Source organism: Hymenobacter gummosus, assembly GCF_003970915.1.
Classification (GTDB): domain Bacteria; phylum Bacteroidota; class Bacteroidia; order Cytophagales; family Hymenobacteraceae; genus Solirubrum; species Solirubrum gummosum.
On sequence record NZ_RXOF01000015.1, the window covers coordinates 1 to 21,843 of the forward strand.

Annotated in this window: 21 protein-coding genes; 7 read left to right on the forward strand and 14 right to left on the reverse strand. The window is 64.3% G+C overall.

Going from position 1 to position 21,843, the window contains the following annotated elements:
* From EJV47_RS29160 to EJV47_RS21260, 4 genes are all read right to left on the reverse strand, one after another.
* A partial coding sequence (locus EJV47_RS29160; protein ID WP_424321812.1) for a transposase-like zinc-binding domain-containing protein occupies nt 1-88 on the reverse strand: 88 nt, incomplete at its 3' end.
* A gap of 38 nt (nt 89-126) precedes the next feature.
* Nucleotides 127-594: an aryl-sulfate sulfotransferase gene (locus EJV47_RS21250; protein ID WP_126695226.1), complete on the reverse strand. Its 468-nt coding sequence runs from the start codon at nt 592-594 to the stop codon at nt 127-129.
* A gap of 97 nt (nt 595-691) precedes the next feature.
* Nucleotides 692-1,150, reverse strand: coding sequence for a PIN domain-containing protein (locus tag EJV47_RS21255; protein ID WP_126695227.1), 459 nt, complete (start codon nt 1,148-1,150; stop codon nt 692-694).
* Nucleotides 1,147-1,443, reverse strand: a complete 297-nt coding sequence (locus tag EJV47_RS21260; protein ID WP_126695228.1) for a hypothetical protein — start codon at nt 1,441-1,443, stop codon at nt 1,147-1,149. The genes EJV47_RS21255 and EJV47_RS21260 overlap by 4 nt, the downstream gene beginning before the upstream one ends.
* Before the next feature lie 195 nt (nt 1,444-1,638).
* On the opposite strand from EJV47_RS21260, the gene EJV47_RS21265 reads away from it, so the two are divergent.
* The 3 genes from EJV47_RS21265 to EJV47_RS21275 all read left to right on the forward strand — a co-directional run bounded on the left by EJV47_RS21265 (nt 1,639) and on the right by EJV47_RS21275 (nt 7,012).
* On the forward strand, nt 1,639-3,300 hold the full coding sequence (locus EJV47_RS21265; protein WP_126695229.1) for a CTP synthase: 1,662 nt from the start codon (nt 1,639-1,641) through the stop codon (nt 3,298-3,300).
* 402 nt (nt 3,301-3,702) lie between these two features.
* Complete coding sequence (yidC, locus tag EJV47_RS21270) at nt 3,703-5,544, forward strand: membrane protein insertase YidC (protein ID WP_165903861.1); 1,842 nt, start codon at nt 3,703-3,705, stop codon at nt 5,542-5,544.
* A gap of 139 nt (nt 5,545-5,683) precedes the next feature.
* Nucleotides 5,684-7,012, forward strand: a complete 1,329-nt coding sequence (locus EJV47_RS21275) for a DUF6438 domain-containing protein (protein ID WP_126695231.1) — start codon at nt 5,684-5,686, stop codon at nt 7,010-7,012.
* A 246-nt stretch (nt 7,013-7,258) separates the two neighbouring features.
* Here EJV47_RS21275 and EJV47_RS21280 read toward each other — a convergent pair whose 3' ends face one another.
* Nucleotides 7,259-9,037, reverse strand: coding sequence for an ABC transporter substrate-binding protein (locus EJV47_RS21280; RefSeq protein ID WP_126695232.1), 1,779 nt, complete (start codon nt 9,035-9,037; stop codon nt 7,259-7,261).
* 88 nt (nt 9,038-9,125) lie between these two features.
* Between EJV47_RS21280 and EJV47_RS21285 the strand changes: the two genes are divergently transcribed.
* Together EJV47_RS21285 and EJV47_RS21290 are read left to right on the forward strand one after the other, a co-directional pair.
* A complete protein-coding gene (locus EJV47_RS21285; protein ID WP_126695233.1) occupies nt 9,126-9,806 on the forward strand; it encodes a metal-dependent hydrolase in 681 nt (226 codons plus the stop codon).
* A 116-nt stretch (nt 9,807-9,922) separates the two neighbouring features.
* The gene (locus EJV47_RS21290; protein WP_126695234.1) at nt 9,923-10,732 is read left to right on the forward strand and encodes a ParA family protein; all 810 of its coding nucleotides are present in this window, start codon (nt 9,923-9,925) and stop codon (nt 10,730-10,732) included.
* A 310-nt stretch (nt 10,733-11,042) separates the two neighbouring features.
* Here EJV47_RS21290 and EJV47_RS21295 read toward each other — a convergent pair whose 3' ends face one another.
* From EJV47_RS21295 to EJV47_RS28155, 8 genes are all read right to left on the reverse strand, one after another.
* Nucleotides 11,043-12,140 carry a hypothetical protein gene (locus EJV47_RS21295; protein ID WP_126695235.1) on the reverse strand — a complete coding sequence of 366 codons (1,098 nt, stop codon included), beginning with the start codon at nt 12,138-12,140 and terminating at the stop codon, nt 11,043-11,045.
* On the reverse strand, nt 12,137-13,834 hold the full coding sequence (locus EJV47_RS21300) for an NAD(P)-binding protein (RefSeq protein ID WP_126695236.1): 1,698 nt from the start codon (nt 13,832-13,834) through the stop codon (nt 12,137-12,139). The genes EJV47_RS21295 and EJV47_RS21300 overlap by 4 nt, the downstream gene beginning before the upstream one ends.
* Nucleotides 13,835-14,083: 249 nt before the next feature.
* Nucleotides 14,084-15,664: a polyamine aminopropyltransferase gene (locus EJV47_RS21305; RefSeq protein ID WP_126695237.1), complete on the reverse strand. Its 1,581-nt coding sequence runs from the start codon at nt 15,662-15,664 to the stop codon at nt 14,084-14,086.
* Entirely contained in the window at nt 15,657-15,872 is a 216-nt protein-coding gene (locus EJV47_RS21310) for a DUF350 domain-containing protein (RefSeq protein WP_126695238.1), read from the reverse strand. The genes EJV47_RS21305 and EJV47_RS21310 overlap by 8 nt, the downstream gene beginning before the upstream one ends.
* 105 nt (nt 15,873-15,977) lie before the next feature.
* Nucleotides 15,978-16,172 carry a hypothetical protein gene (locus EJV47_RS21315; protein WP_126695239.1) on the reverse strand — a complete coding sequence of 65 codons (195 nt, stop codon included), beginning with the start codon at nt 16,170-16,172 and terminating at the stop codon, nt 15,978-15,980.
* An 83-nt stretch (nt 16,173-16,255) separates the two neighbouring features.
* Nucleotides 16,256-17,569 (reverse strand): DUF4178 domain-containing protein, encoded by a 1,314-nt coding sequence (locus EJV47_RS21320; RefSeq protein WP_126695240.1) that lies wholly within the window; start codon nt 17,567-17,569, stop codon nt 16,256-16,258.
* Entirely contained in the window at nt 17,566-17,919 is a 354-nt protein-coding gene (locus EJV47_RS21325; protein ID WP_126695241.1) for an S-adenosylmethionine decarboxylase family protein, read from the reverse strand. Before EJV47_RS21325 ends, EJV47_RS21320 begins: the two co-directional genes overlap by 4 nt.
* Before the next feature lie 111 nt (nt 17,920-18,030).
* Nucleotides 18,031-18,186 carry a hypothetical protein gene (locus EJV47_RS28155; RefSeq protein WP_165903862.1) on the reverse strand — a complete coding sequence of 52 codons (156 nt, stop codon included), beginning with the start codon at nt 18,184-18,186 and terminating at the stop codon, nt 18,031-18,033.
* On the opposite strand from EJV47_RS28155, the gene EJV47_RS21330 reads away from it, so the two are divergent.
* On the forward strand, nt 18,170-18,544 hold the full coding sequence (locus EJV47_RS21330) for a T9SS type A sorting domain-containing protein (protein WP_165903863.1): 375 nt from the start codon (nt 18,170-18,172) through the stop codon (nt 18,542-18,544). The two genes, EJV47_RS28155 and EJV47_RS21330, sit on opposite strands and share 17 nt — an antisense overlap.
* A gap of 306 nt (nt 18,545-18,850) precedes the next feature.
* Nucleotides 18,851-20,524 carry a PA14 domain-containing protein gene (locus tag EJV47_RS21335; RefSeq protein WP_126695243.1) on the forward strand — a complete coding sequence of 558 codons (1,674 nt, stop codon included), beginning with the start codon at nt 18,851-18,853 and terminating at the stop codon, nt 20,522-20,524.
* A gap of 84 nt (nt 20,525-20,608) precedes the next feature.
* Here the strand turns inward: EJV47_RS21335 and EJV47_RS21340 are convergent, their stop codons facing one another.
* Nucleotides 20,609-21,757 carry a TlpA disulfide reductase family protein gene (locus EJV47_RS21340; RefSeq protein ID WP_243651267.1) on the reverse strand — a complete coding sequence of 383 codons (1,149 nt, stop codon included), beginning with the start codon at nt 21,755-21,757 and terminating at the stop codon, nt 20,609-20,611.
* Nucleotides 21,758-21,843: the final 86 nt, after the last annotated feature.

Here is a 21,843-nt window from a genome sequence, read left to right on the forward strand (position 1 = left end):
AATCTGGGCAGCAATAGCGTTGCTTGCCGTTACGGGCCAAGCCGTGTTTGCGCAACTTCGTTGAGCGGCAGTGCGGGCAGGTATCCATACCCGCTTATACGGCTAACACCCTACTTGGGCCACCACCTAAAGCGAAGCTTCCTGATCCAAGTGCTTAATGAAGTTGCATTTCGTTACTTCGACTTTGCCATTGTCCTGCGCGGAAATAAGATAGCCGCCGTTGCCAACAAGCTCGGTGTTATATTTTCCCTGCCACTTCTTTTTAAAATCCTCCTCGGTCATAGCCGAGTCACTGGAATCGTATTCAAGATTGATGGCGTCCTGCTTGTACGTATGATAATCGTCGGTCATGGCCTTGCTTAAATGCTCAAAACCGACGTTAGGGTTTTCGTTGTTGGCATAATCCTCAATTACACCGGTCAACCAGGTTTTTACTTTGGTGGTATCAGTCAGTACAGTAGCTGCGCTGTTGCTTTCCGGCTGAGTCGAAACTGCGGGTACTGCTGCCGCTGCTTGCTCACCGTCGTGGGAGTTATTTGCTGAACAGGCAGTAAGAGCCAAGCCAATAGCAAGGGCAGGAAATAATCTTGTCATGTGGGAAGGTTGGGAATTTGAGGTTGTCATGGCACAACAACCTGCGCCCCCACTGCCGCCCCAGCGGCAAGGCGAGCTGTGGTGTTTGGGGAATGTATTACAAGCGCTCATTTCGAGCCCTTACCATATCATAAACAGCTATGCCGTATGCCGAAGCATAATCTGATAATGCCGAATCACCAGTTATGAGCAGCCTGCACTCTTTGGCATGTTCTAAAAGCAGAGAATCAGTTATGCCCAAGTCAATGAATGCAGTATTATGTGTCGCGCTGACCGAGGGTATGTATTTTTCGGTTGTTTGCTCTATTGCGCTTCTTAAAGTTTTTAGATAGGTATACTTTCGCTGTTTGTCGAAGCTATTTAGTAAGTTATCGACCTCAGTCCAGACATTCGGTAAAACGACAAGATTGCTTATGTCTTGAATAATGTACAGAAGATTGCGAAGGTCCTGTTCCTCGTATATCGACGTTCTTTTGTGTGTTTTTAGTATATGTGGGTTCATCAAGCCAATAATAAGAACAACTAAAGCATTGGTGTCGATTAATATAGGTTTCATTTATCGAACATATAGAATCCAAGCACCTTTTCTTCTTTGTCTATTTTGATTCTTTTATACATTCGTTGGAATTTAGGCTCAGCAATAAGTGCTGCAAATTCGCTTAGTGGATTAAGTGGGTTTGACTTATTTACTGGGGTTACAGGTTCTTCGATTAAATAAGATATTACAATATCCCAAACCTCTTCGTCTTTTTTAAACTCTGCTTGTTCAAGCCGGAAATCAGGGTTGCTCACCGAGGTCAATTCATTTAATTGATTCTTGGCAATGTCCAGCAATTTTCTAAGTGTCATGAGCGGGGGTAGTCAAAAGGATGTTGAAAGAAGACCGTGAGCTGGCTCCAAATTTCGCTTTTGTTCCTGCTTCGTGCAAGCATGGTATAGAGTACCGTCATGTCAGTGGACCCCGCACCCACTCTGTTCCCCCACACCAAAACCCGCCCCCACCTGCCGCGCCGCCCAACTCTTTCCCTACCTTTGTTTCCCGTTATGCCAGACCGAACCCCCACTTCCACGGCTGCCACTACGGCCAAGTTCATTTTTGTCACGGGCGGCGTGACCTCCTCGCTGGGCAAAGGCATCGTTTCGGCCTCCCTGGCCAAGCTGCTCCAAGCCCGCGGCTTCCGGGTCACCATCCAGAAGTTCGACCCCTACATCAACATCGACCCGGGCACGTTGAACCCCTACGAACACGGGGAGTGCTACGTGACCGACGACGGGGCCGAAACCGACCTCGACCTGGGCCACTACGAGCGGTTCCTGAACGTGCCCACCTCGCAGGCCAACAACGTGACCACCGGCCGCATCTACGACTCGGTGATTCGCAAGGAGCGCGAGGGCGCCTACCTCGGCAAGACCGTGCAGGTAGTGCCTCACATCACCGACGAGATTAAGCGCCGGATGCTGCTGCTGGGCCAGAAAGGCGAGTTCGACGTGGTCATCACCGAAATCGGCGGCTGCATCGGCGACATCGAGTCCTTGCCCTTCGTGGAGGCCGTGCGCCAGCTGCGCTGGGAGCTGCCCCCGAACGATTCGCTGGTCATTCACCTCACGCTGCTGCCCTACCTGGCCGCCGCCAAGGAGCTCAAGACCAAGCCCACCCAGCACTCCGTGCGCGACCTGCGCGAAGCCGGCCTGCAGCCCGACATCCTCGTCTGCCGCTCCGAGCACCCCATCCCGGCCGAGATGCGCAAGAAGATTGCCCTCTTCTGCAACGTGCAGGTCAACTCGGTTATCGAAAGCCTCGACGCCGACAGCATCTACTCCGTGCCCTTGCTCATGCGCAAGGAAAAGCTGGATGAGCGCGTCATCAAGAAGATGAAGCTCACCGGCGGCACCCCCGACCCCGACCTCGACGCCTGGAAAGACTTCCTCGGCCGCCTCAAAAACCCCACCGAGGAAATCACCGTGGCCCTGGTGGGCAAGTACGTGGAGCTGCCCGACGCCTACAAATCCATCCTGGAAGCCTTCGTGCACGCCGGCGCCCAGAACGAGTGCAAGGTGACGGTGCGCATGATTCAGTCGGAGCACATCACGCCCGAAACCGTGGCCCAGCAGCTGCACGGCGCCGACGGCGTGCTGGTGGCGCCCGGCTTCGGGGAGCGGGGCTTCGAGGGCAAGCTGGCCGCCATCCGCTACGTGCGCGAGTCGGGCATTCCGTTCTTCGGTATCTGCCTGGGCATGCAGTGCGCCGTGGTCGAATTCGCCCGCAACGTGCTGGGCCTGCAAGGGGCCAACTCCACCGAAATGGACCCGGGCACGCCCTACCCGGTTATCGGGCTGATGGAGGAGCAGAAAAACATCACCCAGAAGGGCGGCACCATGCGCCTGGGCTCCTACGCCTGCGAGCTGCGCAAGGGCTCCAAGGCCGCCAAAGCCTACGGCGCCACGCAGATCCAGGAGCGCCACCGCCACCGCTACGAGTTCAACGGCGAGTTCCGCGAGCAATACGAAGCCGCCGGTATGCTGGCCTCGGGTATCAACCCCGACACCGGCCTGGTGGAAATGGTAGAGCTGCGCGACCATCCCTGGTTTGTGGCCGGGCAGTTTCACCCCGAGCTGAAGAGCACCGTGCAGGCCCCGCACCCGTTGTTCGTGCGCTTCGTGCGCGCCGCCATTCAGCACCACAAGCAGCAGGTAGCCGTGGCGTAGGGGCTGGTAGAACGACAATATAGAACGTCATTCCGGGCGAAGTCGAGGAATCTCGCGTGCTGAGGGCTGATAGTAAAATCCTCGTTCAACGAGAAGAATGCTATCCGGCTAAACACGCGAGATTCCTCGACTTCGCTCGGAATGACGTTCTGCTTTGTCCGAGGGGTTCTGCTTTGTTCGAGACGTTCTGTTTTGTCCGAAGGTCAACCGCGGATAACATTCTGCCCGGCCAATTTGACAGCCCGCCCCGCCCGTGCCCGGTTGTTGCAGACCGCTGCGCCGCCCCAAATCCGGGGCCGGGGTAGTCACTTCGCTGATTGCCACGTACTTTTGCGGCTGCTTTCGGCAGGTCAGCCCGCGCGTTGGGCGCTAACTGCTTTTTACCCAATACCTAATCCATTCATGGATAAGAATCAGGCCACGGGCCTCATGCTCATTTCGGCCCTGCTGCTGGCGTACTTGTTTTTCCTGAAGCCCAAGGCCGACGAACAAGCCAAGCAGCAAGCCAACAAGCCGGCTGCCGCCGCGGCGGCCCGCCCCGACACGGCCACCGCCGCCCCGCTCGACTCGGCCGCCCTCGTGCGTACGCTCGGTGCCTTTGCGGCGGCGGGTCAGGGCACGGCCCAAAGCGTAGAGCTGCGCAACAGCAAAGTCGCCGTGTCGTTGAGCACCCGCGGCGGCCGCCCGCAGGCCGTGCGCCTGGAAGGGGAGAAGACCTTCCGGGGCGCCCCGTTCTACCTGCTCGATAAGCAGAGCGCCGACATCGACGTGCAAGTGCCCACCGCCGACGGGCGCCGGGTGAAGCTTTCGAGCCTGTACTTCCGCCCCTCGGCCGTGGAATCGGTGACGGACAACGGCAAGAAAGGCCAGCGCGTGCAGTTGGTGGCCGAGCTGGCCGCCGGCCAGCAGATTCAGCAGACCTACACCCTGCTCGACGACTCCTACGAGCTGGGCTACAACCTGAAGCTGGTGGGCCTGAATGGCCTGGTCACGGCCGAGCCGCTGACGCTGACCTGGCTGGACCGCGTGCGGCAGACCGAGCAGAGCGCCAAGCAGAACCGCAGCCACTCGACCATCAACTACTGGACCGACGACGACCTGGGCTCCATTGCCGAGGCCAGCGAGAAGCCCGAGGAACAGACGGCCACCGCCCCCGTGGCCTGGATCGGGCACAAGCACGACTTCTTCACCGCCGGCCTGGTGCCCGCCAAGCCCTTCCCCAGCGGCAAGTTCAACACCAACGTGCAGGAGGGCGACACTACCTTCCTGAAGACCATGCAGAGCACCCTGCAGATTCCGGCCGCCGACGTGCAGTCGGCCGGTGGGGCCAGCTTCCGCTACTACTTCGGCCCAAACTCCTTCCCGGTGCTCAAGGACGTGGCCCCCTACTTCGAGCGCAACGTGTACCTGGGCTGGGGCGTGTTCCGCTACGTGAACCGCTTCGTGGTCATCCCGGTGTTCAACTTCCTGGAGCACTACATGACCAACTACGGTTTAATCATCGTGCTGCTGGTGGTCCTTATCAAGCTGGTGATGTGGCCGCTGGTGTACAAGTCCTACCTCTCGCAGGCCAAGATGCGGGTGCTCAAGCCCGAAATCGACCAGATCAAGGAGAAGTACGGCGAGGACCAGATGAAGGTGCAGCAGGAGACGATGAAGCTCTACCAAAGCACCGGCGCCAGCCCGCTCTCGGGCTGCCTGCCCATGCTGGCGACGCTGCCCATCCTGCTGGCCTTGTTCCAGTTCTTCCCCAACGCCATCGAGCTGCGCGGGGAGTCGTTCCTGTGGGCTAAGGACCTGAGCACCTACGACGCCTTCATCCACCTGCCCTTCAAGATTCCCTTCACCGAGTCCCGCCACATCAGCCTGTTTACCCTGCTGATGACCATCAGCACGCTGCTGATGACCTGGCAGAGCAACCAGATGAACCCGGCCGCCATGCAGGGCCCAATGAAGTTCTACAGCTACCTGATGCCGCTGATTTTCTTCTTCGTGCTGAACGACTACCCGGCTGGCCTCACCTGGTACTACTTCGTGTCGAACGTGGTGACCTTCGCCCAGCAGGCCATTACCCGCCGCTTCGTGGACGAGGACAAGCTGCACGCCCAGCTGCAGGCCAACAAGGAGAAGAACAAGGACAAGAAGCCCGGTGGCTTCCAGGCCCGCCTGGCCGAGGCCATGAAGAACGCCCAGGAGCGCGAGGCCGAAGCCCGCAAGGCCCCGAAGCAGGGCGGCAAGAAATAATTTCCGGCTTCTGCCTCAAGAACTTAAAAGCCTTTCAGCGCCCCGCTGGAAGGCTTTTTTGTGGGCGAATATTAGCAACTTGCCGTGTTGGTCCGCTTTTTGGAATTGCCCGGCCGAACTTCCCTTCTCCCTTACAGCTATGCGCGCAAACTTACTTTCCCTGGCCCTGGGCACCCTGCTGCTGGGCTCCCTCTCGGCCTGCTCGGTCAACTACTACGTGGGCGGCACCCGCTACGCCACCCCGGCCCCGCAGCCCGGCTACGACTACGACTACCCCGCGCCGCAACCTGGCCCGGTGGTGGTTGTGCCGGGGCCCACGGCGCCGCCCATCCGCACGGCCCCGCCCGTGCGCAACCCGCCGGTGCGCAATCCGCAGCCGCCCATCCGCCACAATCCGCAGCCGACCACGCCCCCGGCCAACCCGAACCCCGGCAGCGGCAACGGCACCCTGCCCACGGCCCCGCCCAAGCCCATTCCGGGCACCCGGCAGCCCGATGGGCAGCCCACGCGGCCGCCGCAGTCGATGCCGACTACCAAGCAGCCGGACTTGCTGCCCACCGCGCCGCCCAAACCCATCCCGGGCCGTACCGAGCCGGGCAGCCTGAACCCGGCCGACCAGCCGCCGGTAAAGCAGCCGGACCTGCTCCCCACGGCCCCGCCCAAACCGATTCCGGGCCGCTCGGAAGCGGGCAGCCTAAACCCGGCCGAACAGCCGACGAAGCAGCCGGAACTGCTGCCGACGGCCCCGCCCAAGCCGATTCCGGGGCGCAGCGAAACGCCGGCTGGGCAACTTTCGCACGACGAGGCTCCGGTACGGCAGCCGGAGGTGTTGCCCACCGCCCCGCCCAAGCCGATTCCGGCCCAGGAGCAGCCGGTGCGCACCCAGCCCCAGACCGAGCAGCCCACCAAAGAGCCGGAAGTGCTGCCCACGGCGCCGCCCAAGCCCATGCCGGAGAAAACCGAGCAACCCCAGCAGGAAAGCATGCCCACCGAACAGGCGCCGGTGCGCCGCGCACGCGGTGGGGTAGGAGCCGCCGAACTGCCACTGGATTTTGACGTTGTGGAGCCGGAGCAGAAAAAACCGGCCGCCCCGGTGCTGGTGTTTCGCAAAACGCCCTGCCTGGGCTTCTGCCCGCACTTCGAAGCCAGCATCTACGCCGACGGGCGGGTAAAGTACGTGGGCCGCAGCCACGTGGCCCTGGAAGGCACCCACGAGCTGCGCCTGCCCAAGGAAGTAGTGCGCGAAATGCTGCGGCAGGCCAACGAAATCGGCTTTGCCAACCTCAAAGACCGGTACATGAGCGGGGCCACCGACATGCCCTCTACCTACCTGACCTACAACCGCCCGGGCAAGCCCGCCAAGACGGTGCAGGTGGAGGAAGGCGCCCCCGCCGAGCTGATGAGCCTGCTCACCTACATCAACAAGGAAATTGAGCGCATCGGGGGCGGCAACAGCGCCGACCGGTAACCGCAGATACGCACGGATGAATGAGCGGAGGGAACGGATTCGTTCTGTCGGCGCTGATATCCGCGCTTATCAGACAATACCAAACAGCAGCGCCCGACCAAATGGTCGGGCGCTGCTGTTTATGCGGTGAGTTAGAAAGGAAGCACCGGGCGTTCAGAACGAATCCGTTTCCCTCCGCTCATTCATCCGTGCGTATCTGCGGTCCGAATCCGTTCCCTCCGCTCATTCATCCGTTGCCATCCGCGGTCATTCTTTCCAGACGCGCTCCAGCACCAGCTGGTTCATGGGGTTGGGGGTGAGGCCGTGCACGTTGTTCTGCGTAAGGCGCACCACCTGGTCGTAGTAGAGCGGAATGACGGGCACGTCGCGCACCACGAGGCGGTCCATGGCCTGGTAGAGGGCCCAGCGGCGCACGTCGTCGCGCTCCAGCTTGGCCTGCTCGTAGAGGCGGTCGTACTCGGCGTTTTTGTAGTGGGTCTTGTTGGGGCCGGCGGGGCTGAAGTTGGGGCTGTAGAACAGGGCCAGGTAGTTTTCCGCGTCGGGGTAGTCGCCCAGCCAGCTCTTGGTGAAAAAGGCCACCCGGCCGTTGTCGACCACCTCCTGCTGCGCCGCGGCCTGGTTCACGTCGATGCCGACCTGGATGCCCACTTCGGCCCACTTTTTCTGCAGGTACTCGCACACCTCTTTGCGCTCGGCCACGGTGGTCAGGGTCAGCGTGAGGGGCTTGCCGGGGCCGTAGCCGGCCTCGCGCAGCAGCTGCCGGGCCTTGGCGGGCTGGTAGCTGTAGCCGGGCACTTCCTTTTCGCTGTAGGAAGGCAGCGACGAAGGCACGAAGCCCGAAGCGCCGGGCACGCCCACGTTGTTGAGGAAGTAAGCCAGCAATTCCGGCTTGTTCAGCGCGTAGTTCAGGGCCTGGCGCACGCGCCGGTCGCGCAGGGCGGGCTGGTCGGCCTTGCCGCGCAGGTTGGTCGGGTCGAGCTGAATGCCGAGGTACTCGGTGTTCAGGTAGGGTACCTTCTCGAAGCGGAACTTGCCGGCGAAATCCTCGCGCACCTGCCCGTTGGGGTACAGAATCAGGTCCCGCGAGCCGGCGCGGATACCGCTCAGAAAGTCCAGCTTGCCCTGCTGGAAGGTCAGAAACTCCGATTTGCGGTCGGCAATGAAGCTGATCTGCACCGCGTCGAGGTAGGGCAGCTGCCGGCCCTTGGTGTCGCGGCGCCAGTAGTGGGGGTTGCGGTGGTACACGATGGCCGAGCCCTCGTCCCAGCGCCGGAACACGAACGGCCCGGTGCCCACCGGGTGCTCCCGGAAGTCCTTGCCGTAGCGCTGCACGGCCTCGCGCGGCACCACGTAGGCGTAGGGCATGGTCAGAATGCCCAGGAAGGGAATGAACGGCTCCTTGAGGTAGATGCGCACCGTGGAGTCGTTCGGGGCTACGAAAGCCGTATCGGAGGGCTCCCCGTCGGGCTTCTCCAGGATTTTGCCGCGGAAAATCCAGCCGCCGGGGCTGGCCGTGGGCTTGTCGAGGATGCGGCGGAAGGAGTATACCACGTCCTGAGCCACAACCTCGCGGCCCTTGCCGCCGGGAAACACCTCCGAGTCGTGAAAATGCACGCCGCGGCGCAGCACGAAGGTGTAGGTCCGGCCGTCGGGGCTGATGCTGTAGCGCCGGGCCAGGGCGGGGGCGGGGCGCAGCGAGTCGTCGAGGTCAACGAGGCCGTTGTAGAGCTGGGTGACGGCCCAGATGTTGGCTTGGTTGCGCGAAAAAGCGGGGTCCAGGGAGGTCAGGGCCTCGGGCTGATTGTAGCGGAAGACGCGGCGGGCATCGGCCGGCTTATCGGCTGAGCTACAGCTGGCTAAAAAACTTAGGCTCAGCAGGCCCAGCCCGGCGGCGCGGGCCGCCGGGCCACGGGAAATCGAGGCGGAAAACCGCGCGAAAATCGGCGTTTGCCGGACCGCAGGGGCCGAAACCGCTGATTCTGAGGAGCCCGGAAAACGGCCCAAACGGGCTAAAAAGCGGGGCATGCGAACGGGAAAGAGGTGTATATTTGTGGTAAAGTACGGGGAAAACCACGGCTTGCCGTGGCCGTACTACGCGGCTAAAACTCCTCGCATGGAACTCACCTACTACGGCCACGCCAGCTTTGGCCTGCAAGTCGCCGGCTCCCGCCTGCTCTTCGACCCCTTCATCAGCCCCAACCCGCTGGCCAAGGACATCAGCATCGACAGCATCGAGGCCGACTACATCCTGCTCTCCCACGGCCACGGTGACCACGTGGCCGACGTGGAGGCCATCGGCAAGCGCACCGGCGCCGAGCTGGTAGCCATTGCCGAGGTAGCCGGCTGGTTTGGGCAGAAAGGCCTGAAAGCCACCTACCAGATGAACATCGGCGGGCGGGTGAAGCTGCCCTTCGGCTCGGTGAAGATGGTGGCCGCCCTGCACAGCTCCTCCATGCCCGACGGCTCCTACGGCGGCCTGGCGGCCGGTTTCGTGCTCGAAACGGCGGAGGGCAACCTGTACTTCGCCGGCGACACGGCCCTGACCTACGACCTGAAGCTTATCGGCGAGCAGCACCAGCTGGACGTGGCCCTGCTGCCCATCGGCGACAACTACACCATGGGCATAGCCGACGCGCTGACGGCCGCCAAGTGGGTGGGCGTGAAGAAGGTCATCGGCATGCACTTCGACACCTTCCCGGTCATCAAAATCGACCACGAAGAGGCCAAGCGCAAAGCCGAAGCGGCCGGCATTGAACTCATCCTGCCGACCATCGGACAGCAGATTAATTTGTAAGTTTGGAATGGTTAAATGGCCAAATGGTCAAATGGCTGATTGTTCAGGGGCTCCCTTAGAACGACCAGCCGTTTAGCCAGCAAGCCATTTAGCCATTCAACAAGATAAACCTTGCCATGGGCAAAATCATTGCGGTAGCTAACCAGAAAGGCGGCGTGGGCAAGACCACCTCGTCCATCAACCTCGCGGCCTCCCTGGCGGCGCTGGAGTACCGCACCCTGCTGGTGGATGCCGACCCGCAGGCCAACGCTACCTCCGGCGTGGGCTTCGACCCCAAGGACATTCAGCACAGCATCTACGAGTGCATGGTCGACGGCATCAACGCCCAGGACATCATCCTGCCGACCAACATCCTGCCCCACTTGGATTTGATGCCCTCCCACATCGACCTCGTCGGGGCCGAAGTGGAGATGATCAACCTGCCGAACCGGGAGGAGAAGATGAAAGCGGCGCTGGAGCCCATCGTGGACCAGTACGACTTCATCATCATCGACTGCTCCCCCTCGCTGGGCCTTATCACGGTGAATGCCCTGACGGCCGCCAACTCGGTGATTATTCCGGTGCAGTGCGAGTACTTCGCCCTCGAAGGCCTGGGCAAGCTGCTGAATACCATCAAGATCATTCAGAGCCGCCTGAACCCGCAGCTGGAAATAGAAGGCATCCTGCTCACCATGTACGATGTGCGCCTGCGCCTGTCGAACCAGGTGGTGGAGGAAGTGAAGCTGCACTTCCAGCAGCTGGTGTTCGACACCATTATTCCGCGCAACGTGAAGCTATCGGAGTCGCCGAGCTTTGGCATCCCGGTTATCCTGCACGACGCGGAAAGCAAAGGCTCCATCAGCTACCTGAACCTGGCCCGCGAAATCGTGGAGAAGAACGTGGTGCCCGGCAGCGCCGGTGCCTACGCCGAGGACGACGCGGCGTAACGGCTGCTGATTAAAAATGCGAAGCCCCGGCTCCTGGTGAGTCGGGGCTTTTTGTTGGATTACTCTATCAAAAGCTCCTGAAACTCGTCCGCGGCGGCAACATCTAGCCGCAGCGCGGCGGCATATTGGTAGCAAAGCACCTCGCAAGAACGGGCGAGCTGCAGCGCAGCGGCATTGCCGTGCTGACATTGAACGGCCGGCCATATGGCCCCTATGCCATGTCGCTGCGCTGCAGCTCTGCTTGCTTTCTGCCATCTGGTGGACTACCGATATGGCGCCGCGCTGCGGCTGTGGACGATTGGCGTGGGTGCTACGCAGCTGCTTTGCTGCGGCGCCAGATGAAGCCGTCGAGGACGTAGTGGGTGGCCTGGGGCAGGGCCAGCAGGGGTACCAGCCAGGCCAGCAAGGTGGCGTCGGCGACGCGGGGCAGGTGCTGGAACAGGCCGAAGACGCTGGTATGCTCGCGCCAGACGAGGCCGTCCCAGATGCCTTCTTCGAGGTAGGCCAGTAGCCCGACCACGCCCAGAAAGATCAGCAAGCCGTAGCGGCCGGCCCAGGCGCCGCGGCGCAGGCGGCGGCCGTCGGGCCCGGGCTGGTGGCCGGCGCTCCACACCAGGGCCAGGTACGGAATGCCGTGGGCCACTACGTTGAGCAGGGTAAAGGCCAGGTCGCCGTTGAACACCACGATGCCGACGTACCAGGAGGCGGCCGTGCCGAGCAGCAGCAGATTGCGGGGCCAGTTCAGCCGGCGCGTCTGCTGCCACTGTATGGCTTCTTTCAGCAGGTAAACCAGCAGCAGGCCGAGGTAGGCTACGCTGATAGCCAGGCGGCCGGCGGGCCAGTCGCGCTGCACAAAGTCGCCGTCGACAAACCAGTTGAAGTGCCGGGGCGGAGAGAGGTGCCAGTAGAGCAGCGGGTAGAGCGTGGCGGCGTAGATGAGCACCGCGTCGAGGCGGTGGGAGAGGGTGGCGCGGGGCTCGTGGCGGCTGTAGAGGCGCAAAAAGCCGTACTGCTGGCGCACGAAGTGAAACACGGCCGCGTAGGCCAGCACCCGCCAGAACAGCAGCGCCCCGCCCAGCAGGTACAGGGCCACGCCGAGGGCGTAGCAGCTCAGTGGCACCAGCAGGTAGAGCAGGCCCTGCTGCCGGCGCCGCACCGGGTCGAGGTAGGTGCGGAACAAGGTGCTGTACACGTGGGCCACGTCGATAAGCAGCACCAGCACCACCCAGCCCAGCACCGGCATCTGCGCGGTGCTGCGGTAAGCGTCGGGCAGCACGGCCACCACCAGCAAGGCCAGGAAGGGCGGGGCCAGAATCAGCCAGCCGTCGTAGGTGGCGGACTGAATCCAGGGCTGGCGCGGGGCGGCGGTCGGCTGGGCGGCCCGTTGTTCGGCGACGGAGGGCGTCATACGGCGGCGAGGATTTCGGTAGCGGCGCGGATGCCCTGGTAAAAGGCCTCCTCGAAGATGGACACGCCGCTCAAATCGGTGTGGGCGAAGAACACCCGGTTTCGGAGCGGCTGGGCGGCGCGCTGCCGGGCCTCGTCGGGACCCCAGAGGTAGCCGGGCGTGGGCGCCACCATGCCGTGGCCCCACACCCACAGCTCGGCCTGCTGCACGTGCCGCGTCACGCCGGGGTGGGTGGTTTCCAGCTCGGCCAGCAGGCGCTGCAGCCACTGGTCGTAGCTGGTCTGGTAGGCCTGGCGGCGGGCCGCATCGGGCTCGGCCTCGGTCAGGGGCCAGTAAAAGGTAATGACCCGGGGCTGGCCCACGTCGCGGCCGAGGTCCTGGTGGTTGGCGTCGATGTAGCCCACGGCGCGGCTGCCGTAGCGCACGTTGTCCCAGCACAGCGGCTGGCCCGGCCCCTGCGGCAGCCCGTCGACGGTGAGGTTGGCAATCAGCCAGGGCGCGTGGTAGGGCTGCAGGGCGGGCGCATCGGCCCAGCCCGCCAGCAGCCGGCGCGCCACGAAGTGCGGCGTGGCCAGCAGCACCTGCCGGGCGAGGATGCGGGTGGTCTGGCGCGTGACGGCGTCATAAGCCAGGGCTTCGACGCCGGCGGCCGTTTCGCGCAGCTCGTACACCAGCGTAGCCGCCCGGATGCCGCCGCGGTCGACGCCGCGCTGTAGCTGCTGCACCAGAAAGGCGTTGCCCTCGGGCCAGGTCAGTACGTCGGCGGCCTCGGCGTTGTGGGCGCGGCCTTTGCGGGCGGCGAAGTAGTGCAGCCCGGCCCAGGCCGATACCCGGGCCGCCGGGGCCCCGTAGTCGTCCTGGCAGCAGTAGTCGAGGTACCAGCGCAGGTAGAGCGAGGTATAGCCCTCGGCCGCGAGGTAGTCGGCGAAGCTGAGCTGGTCGAGGCGGCGGAACTGCTCGTCGGTGGAGGAGCGGTCCAGCGGGATGCAAAAGGCGTCGCGGCCGTCGGCGCCCTGGGCCTGCTTCATGGCTTCCACCAGCCGGAAAAAGCGCTGAATCTGGGCTTTGTCGGCGGCGGGCACGCCCAGCTCGGGCACCAGGCCCTGCTGCCAGTGGCCGTGGATGAGCAGGCGCTCCTCCGGGTCGTGGCAGAGGTGGTACTCGTTGTAGACGGGCAGGCCGCTGGTCTCGTCGGTGCCGGTGATGACGCCCGCTTCGCGCAGAAACGCCAGCAGCTCGGTGTTGCGCGCGTCGGGCACGGGCAGGTAGTGGGCCCCCCAGGGATAGGCCGATACAGGATTCTGCCCGCCGGCTGCGTTGCCGCCCAGCCCTTGCTCCAGCTCCAGCAGCAGCACGTCGGTGCGGCCGTGGCGGTAAAGCCAGCGCTTGGCCGAGAGGCCCGCCACCCCGCCGCCGATGATGAGCACCCCGACCTGCTCGGTGCGGGTGGGCGCGGGCAGCTGGCCGGGCTGGCGCAGCAGGTGACCCAGGCTAAAATCGGCCCCGCGCATGCTGCCTTTGATGTGGGCCCGCGAGGCGGCCGGGGCGCAGGCGGGCAGGCCCGAGGAACCCAGCAGCAAGCCCACGGCCCCCAGCGCGGCCTGCTGCAGGAAGCGGCGGCGCGGGACCTCACCCCCTAGCCCCCTCTCCCCAAGGAGAGGGGGGACTAGCAGTAGCTTGTTAGCTGTAGTCATCGGTAGCGGGGAATGTGGGGTGAATGTGGAAATGTGCTTGGAATGTGGGAAATGTGGAAATGGAGGCAGCGGTAACTGGTAGCTTGGTCAATGAGCGTTGCGGGCTGGTAGTAAGCGGACATCAGCCTATGGCCCGTTCGTCACAGGCTGCGTAGCCGGTACATTTCTACCCGCGCCACATTCCCGCACATTTTTCACATTCATCCCACATTTCCGCACATTCAAATAACATTCCGCACATTAAAAAAATCAGTGCGTGTAGGGACCCCAGTCCTCCTCGAAGTAGCGCACCAGGGCCTGGTTGTTGAGCTGATTCACGTCGGTGGGCAGCTCGGCCATGTCGGGCGGGAAGGTGAGCATCTGTCGGATGCTCTGGGGGGTGACGTAGCGCAGGCCCGGGGGGAGCGGGCCGGCGTCGGGGCGCCAGTGGGCGTTGCGGCCGGCCAGCACGTAGCCCCACTCGCCGAAGGAGGGCACGTAGAGGTGGTAGGGAATGGTGTGGAAGCCGGCCGCCTGCAGGGTATGGGCAATGCACCAGAACGAGCGGCGGGCCAGGTAGGGCGAAGTGCTCTGCACCACCAGCCGGCCGCCCGGGGCCAGCAGCTTGTCCAGCTCCCGGTAAAAGGCGGTGCTGTAGAGCTTGCCGATGCTGTAGTTCGACGGGTCAGGGAAGTCGATGACCAGCAAATCGTAGCGGGCGGTATCCTGGCGCACCCACTGGTAGGCGTCGGCGCTGATAACCTGCACTTTCGGCTGCAGCAAGGAGCGTTGGTTGAGCCGGAGCAGCAGCTCGTTGCGGCGGAACAGCTCGGTCATGCCCGGGTCCAGGTCGACGAGGCGGATGCTCTGGAGCCGGGGGTACTTCAGCAGCTCGCGTACGGCCAGCCCGTCGCCGCCGCCGAGCACCAGCACCCGCCGGGCCTGGGGCAGCGCCTGCATGGCCGGGTGCACCAGGGCCTCGTGGTAGCGGTACTCGTCGAGGGAGCTGAACTGCAGGTTGCCGTTCAGAAACAGGCGCAGCTCGCGGGCGTTGCGCGTCAGCACGATGCGCTGGTAGGGCGTGCTCTTGCTGTAAATCACCTGGTCCTGGAAGGCCAGCGTCTCGGTGTACACCTGCACCCGCTCGGCGTACGCGAAGCAGGCCAGCAGGGCCGCGGAGGACAAAACCACGGCCGTCAGCAGGCCACGGCGGTAGGGGCGGGTTTCGCGGAAACGGTAGAGTACCACGGCCGCCACGGCCACGTTCAGCAGCCCGAACAGCAGGGCCGTGCGAATCAGCCCGAGCTGAGGCACGAGCACCAGCGGAAAAATCAGCGAGGCCAGCAGGGCGCCGATGTAGTCGAAGGTGAAGACGCGGGAAACCAGCTCCTTGAACTCGAAGCGGTTTTCCAGAATGCGCATCAGCAAGGGGATTTCCAGGCCCACCAGCACGCCCGTCAGCCCCACCAGGGCGTAGAGAATGATGCGAAAGGAGGTGACGTACTCGAAGAGCACGAACAGCAGTGGGGCCGAGAAACCGCCCACCAACCCCACCAGGATTTCGAGCCGGATAAACCAGCGCAGCAAGGGCGCGTCGAGGAAGCGCGAAAGCCACGAGCCGATGCCCATCGAGAACAGGTAAGCCCCGATGATGGTGGAAAACTGCGTGACCGAGTCGCCGAGCAGGTAGGAGGCCAAGGTGCCCGCAATCAGCTCGTAAATCAGCCCGCAGGTGGCAATGACGAACACCGAGCCCAGCAGCAGAGCGGGGCGGTAATCGGGGCCGGCGGGGCGGCGGTCGGTGCCCGGGGGCTCGGGGGGCGCGTCCAGCAGCGCGGGCTCGTTAGCCATGAATGGCCGCGCTGATAATCAGGGCCACCGAAATCATAAACGCCGCCGCAATGATGGCCAGGGCGTTGTTGTGCTCCTCCATGATTTCGCGCCAGAGCGTCTTGGGCGTCAGCTTCTCGAAGATGAAAAAGCTGATGAACAGGATGACGATGCCAATCAGCGAGTACACGACCGAAGCCGTAATGAGCTTGAAGTTGAGGTATTCCATGTAGGGAAGGGTAGGAGGGTAAGAGGGTAGGAGTTTAGGAGGATAGTTCAGGGCAAGTAGGAGCACTTGCAACTCATGCCCTCCTACCCCCATACCCTCCTACCCTCACTTGTGGTAAAAGGAAGAATGGCCGCCGCGGTAGCCGCTGCCGCGGCGGGCGCCGGCCGAGCCGTTGAGGTTTTCGGTGCTTTCGTTGTCGTCGCCGAGCAGGCGGTGGCCCTGCAGGCCCGCCCACACGAAGCCGGCGGTGGCCAGCAGCATCAGCACGGCGTACAGGCCCAGTTTGCGGAGAAAGGTCATGGCTTTGGTGGTGATGGAGTGACTGAGTGCTTGAGTGACTGAGTGTCGTTCCTGCACAATCACTCAGTCACTCAAGCACTCAGTCACTCCTGAGGTCCATAGTCGCTGCTGGCCCAGCGCTGCTGGGTGTGGTAGCGGCGGCGCAGGTATTGGATGACGGGCCAGGCGAAGAGCAGCAGGAGCATGAGCAGCAGGTTGGACTGCAGCGGGGTATTTTCCTCCACCCGCAGCTGCACCATCATCGGCTGGCCGGTTTCCGACTGCGGGTACAGGTTCACATGGTAGCGGCCCGAGGGAATGTCGTGCAGGGTGGCGTCGCCCTCGGTGCTGCCCTCGCTCCAGCTTTCCCCGCCCTCGTAGCCGTGGTAGTACTCGATGGTCTTGGTGAATTCCCAGCTCTGGCCGGTTTGCTCGTTTACCAGGTTCACCGGCAGCTCCAGCCACTGGTTGTCTAGCCCCACCTTCAACTCGAAGTTCAGCGCCGTGGGGCCGTGCACCTCAAACGAGGGCGTGACGATAACCGCGCCCTGCCCGGCCACGGCCGTGGGCGCCGGATCGGGCTGGGTGCTGTAGGTTTCCTGCAGCACCCAGTGGCGGGATTTGGCGGTGGAAATAAACACCTGCGCCAGCACCACCGCCAAGGCCATGAGCAGCGTGAAGGTGAGCAGGGGCTTCCAGGTAGCGTCGCCGGGCGGGGGCTGGATGGCGCCCACCCCGTGGCGGTCGGGCATGGCCGTAGCCGGCAGCCCGAAGGCCTCGGCCACCTGCCCGGGCTCCAGGTGCTCGGCCCAGAACCAGCTGGCGGTATCGTGCAGCTGCTCGTGCACCAGCATGTAGGGCGGGGCCACAAACTCCTGCACAATCAGGCGGTGACTGTCGCGGGCGTTCCAGCTGAACTCGCCCACGGCGTGCTGCAGGCGCGGGGAGTACTTGTTGTACAGCTCGTACACGTCGTCGCCCACGCGCACCTCCGCCTCGCGGGTGTTGGGCCGGATGATGCGGTGCTCAGCCTCGGGGCGGATAAACTGCCAGTGACCCTCGAACACCGACAGCTGGGCGTAGTGCGCCGGCGGGCTGAACAAGGCGTATTCGCCCCAGCGGTAGTTCATCGATTTGGCCTCGTGCTTGGCCATGAAGCCCACGATGCGGTACTCACGCCCGTCGGGCATCAGACCTGTGGCGCCCAGCGGTAGTACCTGGGGCACAAAGTGCGGGGCCTTGAAGTGGTCCAGCACTTCGGGGCGCTTGCCGGTTTCAAGCTTGAAGTACGTGGCGCAATGCGGGCAGGCGAAAAAGACGCTGTTGGCCTCGTCGTAGTACGGAAATGCTTTATGGCACGTGGGGCAATCAAGTTGGCCCGCGGCCGCTAAGTCGCGTTGGGCGTCGGTCAGGCTCATCGGCGCACTTCGGTTTTGCTTTGCTCGGTGGCCCCGAAAAAGGCCAGCGTGGCCGCGTACAGGGCGCGCACGGTGGCGGAGTTGTCGCGCTGGTAATTGCTCAGAAACACGTCGAAAGTAGCCAGACCGTGCTCGGGCCAGGTATGGATGCTCAGGTGCGACTCCGTGAGGGCCACCACGGCCGTGAAGCCCCCGCCGGGGAAGGTGTGGTAGGCCTCGCCCACCTTCACCAGCCCGCGCTCCGTAATCTGCGCGTCGAAAAAGGCCTGGCAGGCCGGGGCATCGGTGAGGGGCGCGGCCGGCGCCGTGAAAGTGGCCAGTACGTGCAGGCCGGGGGTATAAGCCGTCATCGGATAACAGGGCGGTGGCGCCGCGCTAAACCGGGCGGCTCCGTACCAATATTACGCAGGCCGGCCCGGACGCCCAAAACCACCCCCCAGCGCCCCGGCCGGCGCCGGGCTTTAGCGCCGGGCCAGCCCGCCCAGGTCCAGGCTGCGGGCCACCGATTTCACCAGCTCCGTGTCGCGCTGGTCGGAGGCCTCCACCGTCACCAGAAACCGCTCACCGACGCCCATGGTCACGGTGGCTTTGTGCTCCTTCTTGTCGAGGGTTTCCACGCCTTTTACGCCGGGCGCCGCCAGCCGCTACTACCGCCTGCGCCAGGTCGACCGCGACGGCAGCACCGAGTACTCGCCGGTGGTAGCCGTGACGGTAGCCGGCGCGGCCGCCGCCAGCTGCACGGCCTACCCCAACCCCTTCGCCGACGAGCTGTACGTGGCCCTGCCGGCCGGCACCGAGCCCCAGCCCGCCACCGCCGTGCTGACCACGCTCACCGGCCAGCCCGTACTGAGTGCCCCGCTGCAGCCGCAGGCCGCCCCGCAGCGCCTGAGCCTGCCCGGCCTGGCCCCCGGCATCTACGTGCTGCGCCTGACCACTGCCGCCGGCACCACTACCCAGCGCATTTCGCACCGCTAACGCCACCCGCCTGCGCCTGCGCCCTGGCCCCCGGCCTGCCCGTTTCATCCCGGGCGGGGCCGGGGGGCAGCGGCGTTTGGGGTGCAAAAAGCGGTGGCCCGATTTGGCACCTGACCGGATACAGTTAGCCAATGCCGGGAAAAAGTGCAAAAACTTGCCCGCAATTCGGCTCAGGGCTGGCACGGATGCCCGATTTGCCGTAGATTCATGCCACGGCTCCGGTGTACCCGTTTCACCCAGCGGCTCCCGTAGTCCCAAGTCCGGCGCTCAGCCGGTAGTATCACTCCCCCTCAACCCCCAGATGTCGTGCGTAGACTGATACTCTGCTCGCTGGTGGCCGGTCTCAGCTCCGGAATCATAAACCTGACTGCGGCCCCCGGCCCCGGCCGCCCCGACGACGCTTCGGACCGGACGGGTACCGGCACGGGCCTGACGGCTTCGTACTATACCAACGGCACGCTGGCCGGGGCGCCCGTCCTGCGGCGCGTCGACCCCAGCATCGACTTCCGCTGGGGCATGGCCGCCCCGGCGCCCGGCGTGCCCGAAGACAACTTCTCGGTGCGCTGGGAAGGACTGGTGGCCGCCCCCGGCACCGGCAACTACCGCTTCGTGGCCCGCACCGACGACGAGGTGCGCCTGTGGATCAACGGCAAGGTGGTGCTCGACACCTGGAACGGCAAGAAAAAGAACGCCGAGGGCACCGTGGGCCTGGCCGCTGGCGAAAAAGCTACCATCAAGCTGGAATTTGCCGAAGCCGACGGCGACGCCCACCTGCAGCTGCAGTGGGCCGGTCCCGGGCAGGCGCCCCAGCTCATCCCGACCAGCTACCTCTACCCGCTGGAAGGGGAAGGGATGCCCACGGCCCCCGAGCCGGTAGCCGCGGCCCCGGCCCCGGCGGCGCCCAAGCCCGTCGCCAAGGCCAGCGCGGAGGTGGACAAGGCCGAAAACAAAATAGCCAAGGCCGAAGCCAAAGCCGAAAACCGGCTGGATAAGGCCGAAAACAAAGTCGCCAAAGCCGAAGCCAAGGCCGATAAGGCCAGCGCCAAGGTAGTGGAGGCCGAGAAGGCCGCGGCGGAAAAAGCCGCCGCCGACAAGGCCGCGCAGGCCCAGGCCGATAAAACCGCCCAGGCCGAGGCCCGCGCCGCCGCCCGCGCCAAGGCCGCCGCCGATAAAGCCGCCGCCAACGCCCCGGACGCCCCGGCCATCGTGGAGCCCGGCGTGTACGTGCTGACCTCGCGCACCACCGGCCAGCCCCTGCAGGTGCTCGACCCCTCGCGCCCCAACAGCCGCGCCTACCAGGATGCCGGCGTAACGGCCCCCGGCGCCCGCAGCGAAGCCCCGCAGTGGCGCATCGAAAGCCTGGGCAACGGCTACTACCGCCTGCTGGTGCCCGGCAACAACAAGGTGCTGGAAGTGCTGGGCTCGTCGACCTCCAACGGCACCCCCATGAACGTGTGGACCTACTACAGCGGCAACAACCAGCTGTGGAAGATTGAGCCGACCGAAAACGGCTACTACAAGCTGCTGGCCAAGCACAGCAACAAGGCCCTGAGCATCCGCGACTCGATAGACGGCATCGTGCAGTGGCGCTACAGCGGCAAGGAAGGCCAGATGTGGAAGCTCACCCCGGTGCAGGAAGAAACGCCCGCTCCGCTCATCATGGCCGGCGCCCGGCCCGGCGTCGGGGCTCACAAGATGAGCATCTACCCCAACCCCTCCAACGGCGTGGTGCAGCTGCGCTACGAGCTGCCCGAGGCCATTCCGATGGGCTGGGTGCTCTACAACCAGAACGGGGCCCCGGTGCGCGTGTCGGACTACCGCCGCCAGAACGCCGGTGCCCACCACCAGACCCTGGACTTCACCGGCCTGCCCCCGGGCGACTACAACCTGCGCATGACCGTGGGCACCGTGACGACCCGCGAGCAGCTGCAGCTGCGCAAGCAGCGCCCGGCCGACGCCCCGGCCCCGGCGGGCGAGTAAACCATCTGCTTGTATAAAAAACAGCATCGGCGGCCTCTTGTGGGGCTGCCGATGCTGTTTTTGTGCGGTAGGGCCGGCCCGGCGCTACGGGGCGGCCGGCAGCACGCGGGCCAGGGTGCTTTGCAGCTCCGCGCCGTGCAGGTTGGTGGCAATAATGCGGCCCGCCGGGTCGAGCAGGAAGTTCTGCGGAATGGCGCGCACGTTGTAGAGCGGGGCCACGCCCTGGTTCCAGCCTTCGGGTGCCCACACCTGCGTCCAGGGCAGCTGGTCGTCCTGCACGGCCTTGAGCCACTTGGCGCGGTCGGCGGCCGTGTCGAGCGAAATGCCGACCACTTCGAAGTTGCGCGGGCGGAATTGCCGGTAGGAGCGCACCAGGTTGGGGTTGTCGCGGCGGCAGGGGCCGCACCAGCTGGCCCAGAAATCGACCAGCACGTACTTGCCGCGGTAATCGGCCAGCGCCACCGTCCGGCCATCGGCGGTCGGCAGGCTGAAAGCCGGAGCCGTAGCTCCCACGGCCACCCGTTTCAGGGCCAGCAGCTGCTTGGCGAAGGCCAGGCCCTGCGGCGTATTCTGCACGCTGGCATCCAGGTTCAGAAACAGCGGCCCAACGGCCTCGTAGGTCGGGATGGGGCCGGCCAGGTCCTGAATCACGTCGAGGCTGATGAGGCTGCGCGGATGCTCCTGCACAAAACCAGTCTGCAGGGATTTGACGACGGGCTCGGTGAGCTTCTGCTGCGTGTTCAGGCGCCGGAGTACGCCCGTGGCTTCCCGCTGGGCCGGGGGCGTGGCGTAGTACTCGGCCAGCAGGACATCCAGGGGCGCCTGTACGGGGGTAAGCTGGCGTTGCAAAGCCTGGTACTCGGTGTTCAGCGGGCCCCCGACGAGGGCGGCGTGGGTAAGCGAATCGGGGCTGCTGAGCGTGAGTGTGCCCGGCTCCAGGTACAGGCGCAGCTGGTCGGCCTGGCCAGTGAGCAGACGCCGCCGCTTGCCGGCCAGCACCAGCACCAGGCGGGCCCGCCCCGGCGTCGGGGTGGTGCCGCGCAGCACGAAGGCGCCGTCTTTCACCCGGGCCGAATCGGTAATGGCGCCCTGGAAGAGTCCCTCGCGGCGCAGGTACACTTTCGCCGGGCCGCTAAGCGGGCCGAGCTGCCCTTTGATGGTGAAGTTGACCGGGCTCTGGGCCCGGACGGTGCCGGCACTCAGCAGGGCCAGCCACAGCATACGATGTCGCATCAAGGATAGAATGGAAGGGAATCGAAAACGTGCGGTCAAGATAAGGCGGCCGGCGCTACTGCCGCTACGCTGCTGCGGCGGCCAGG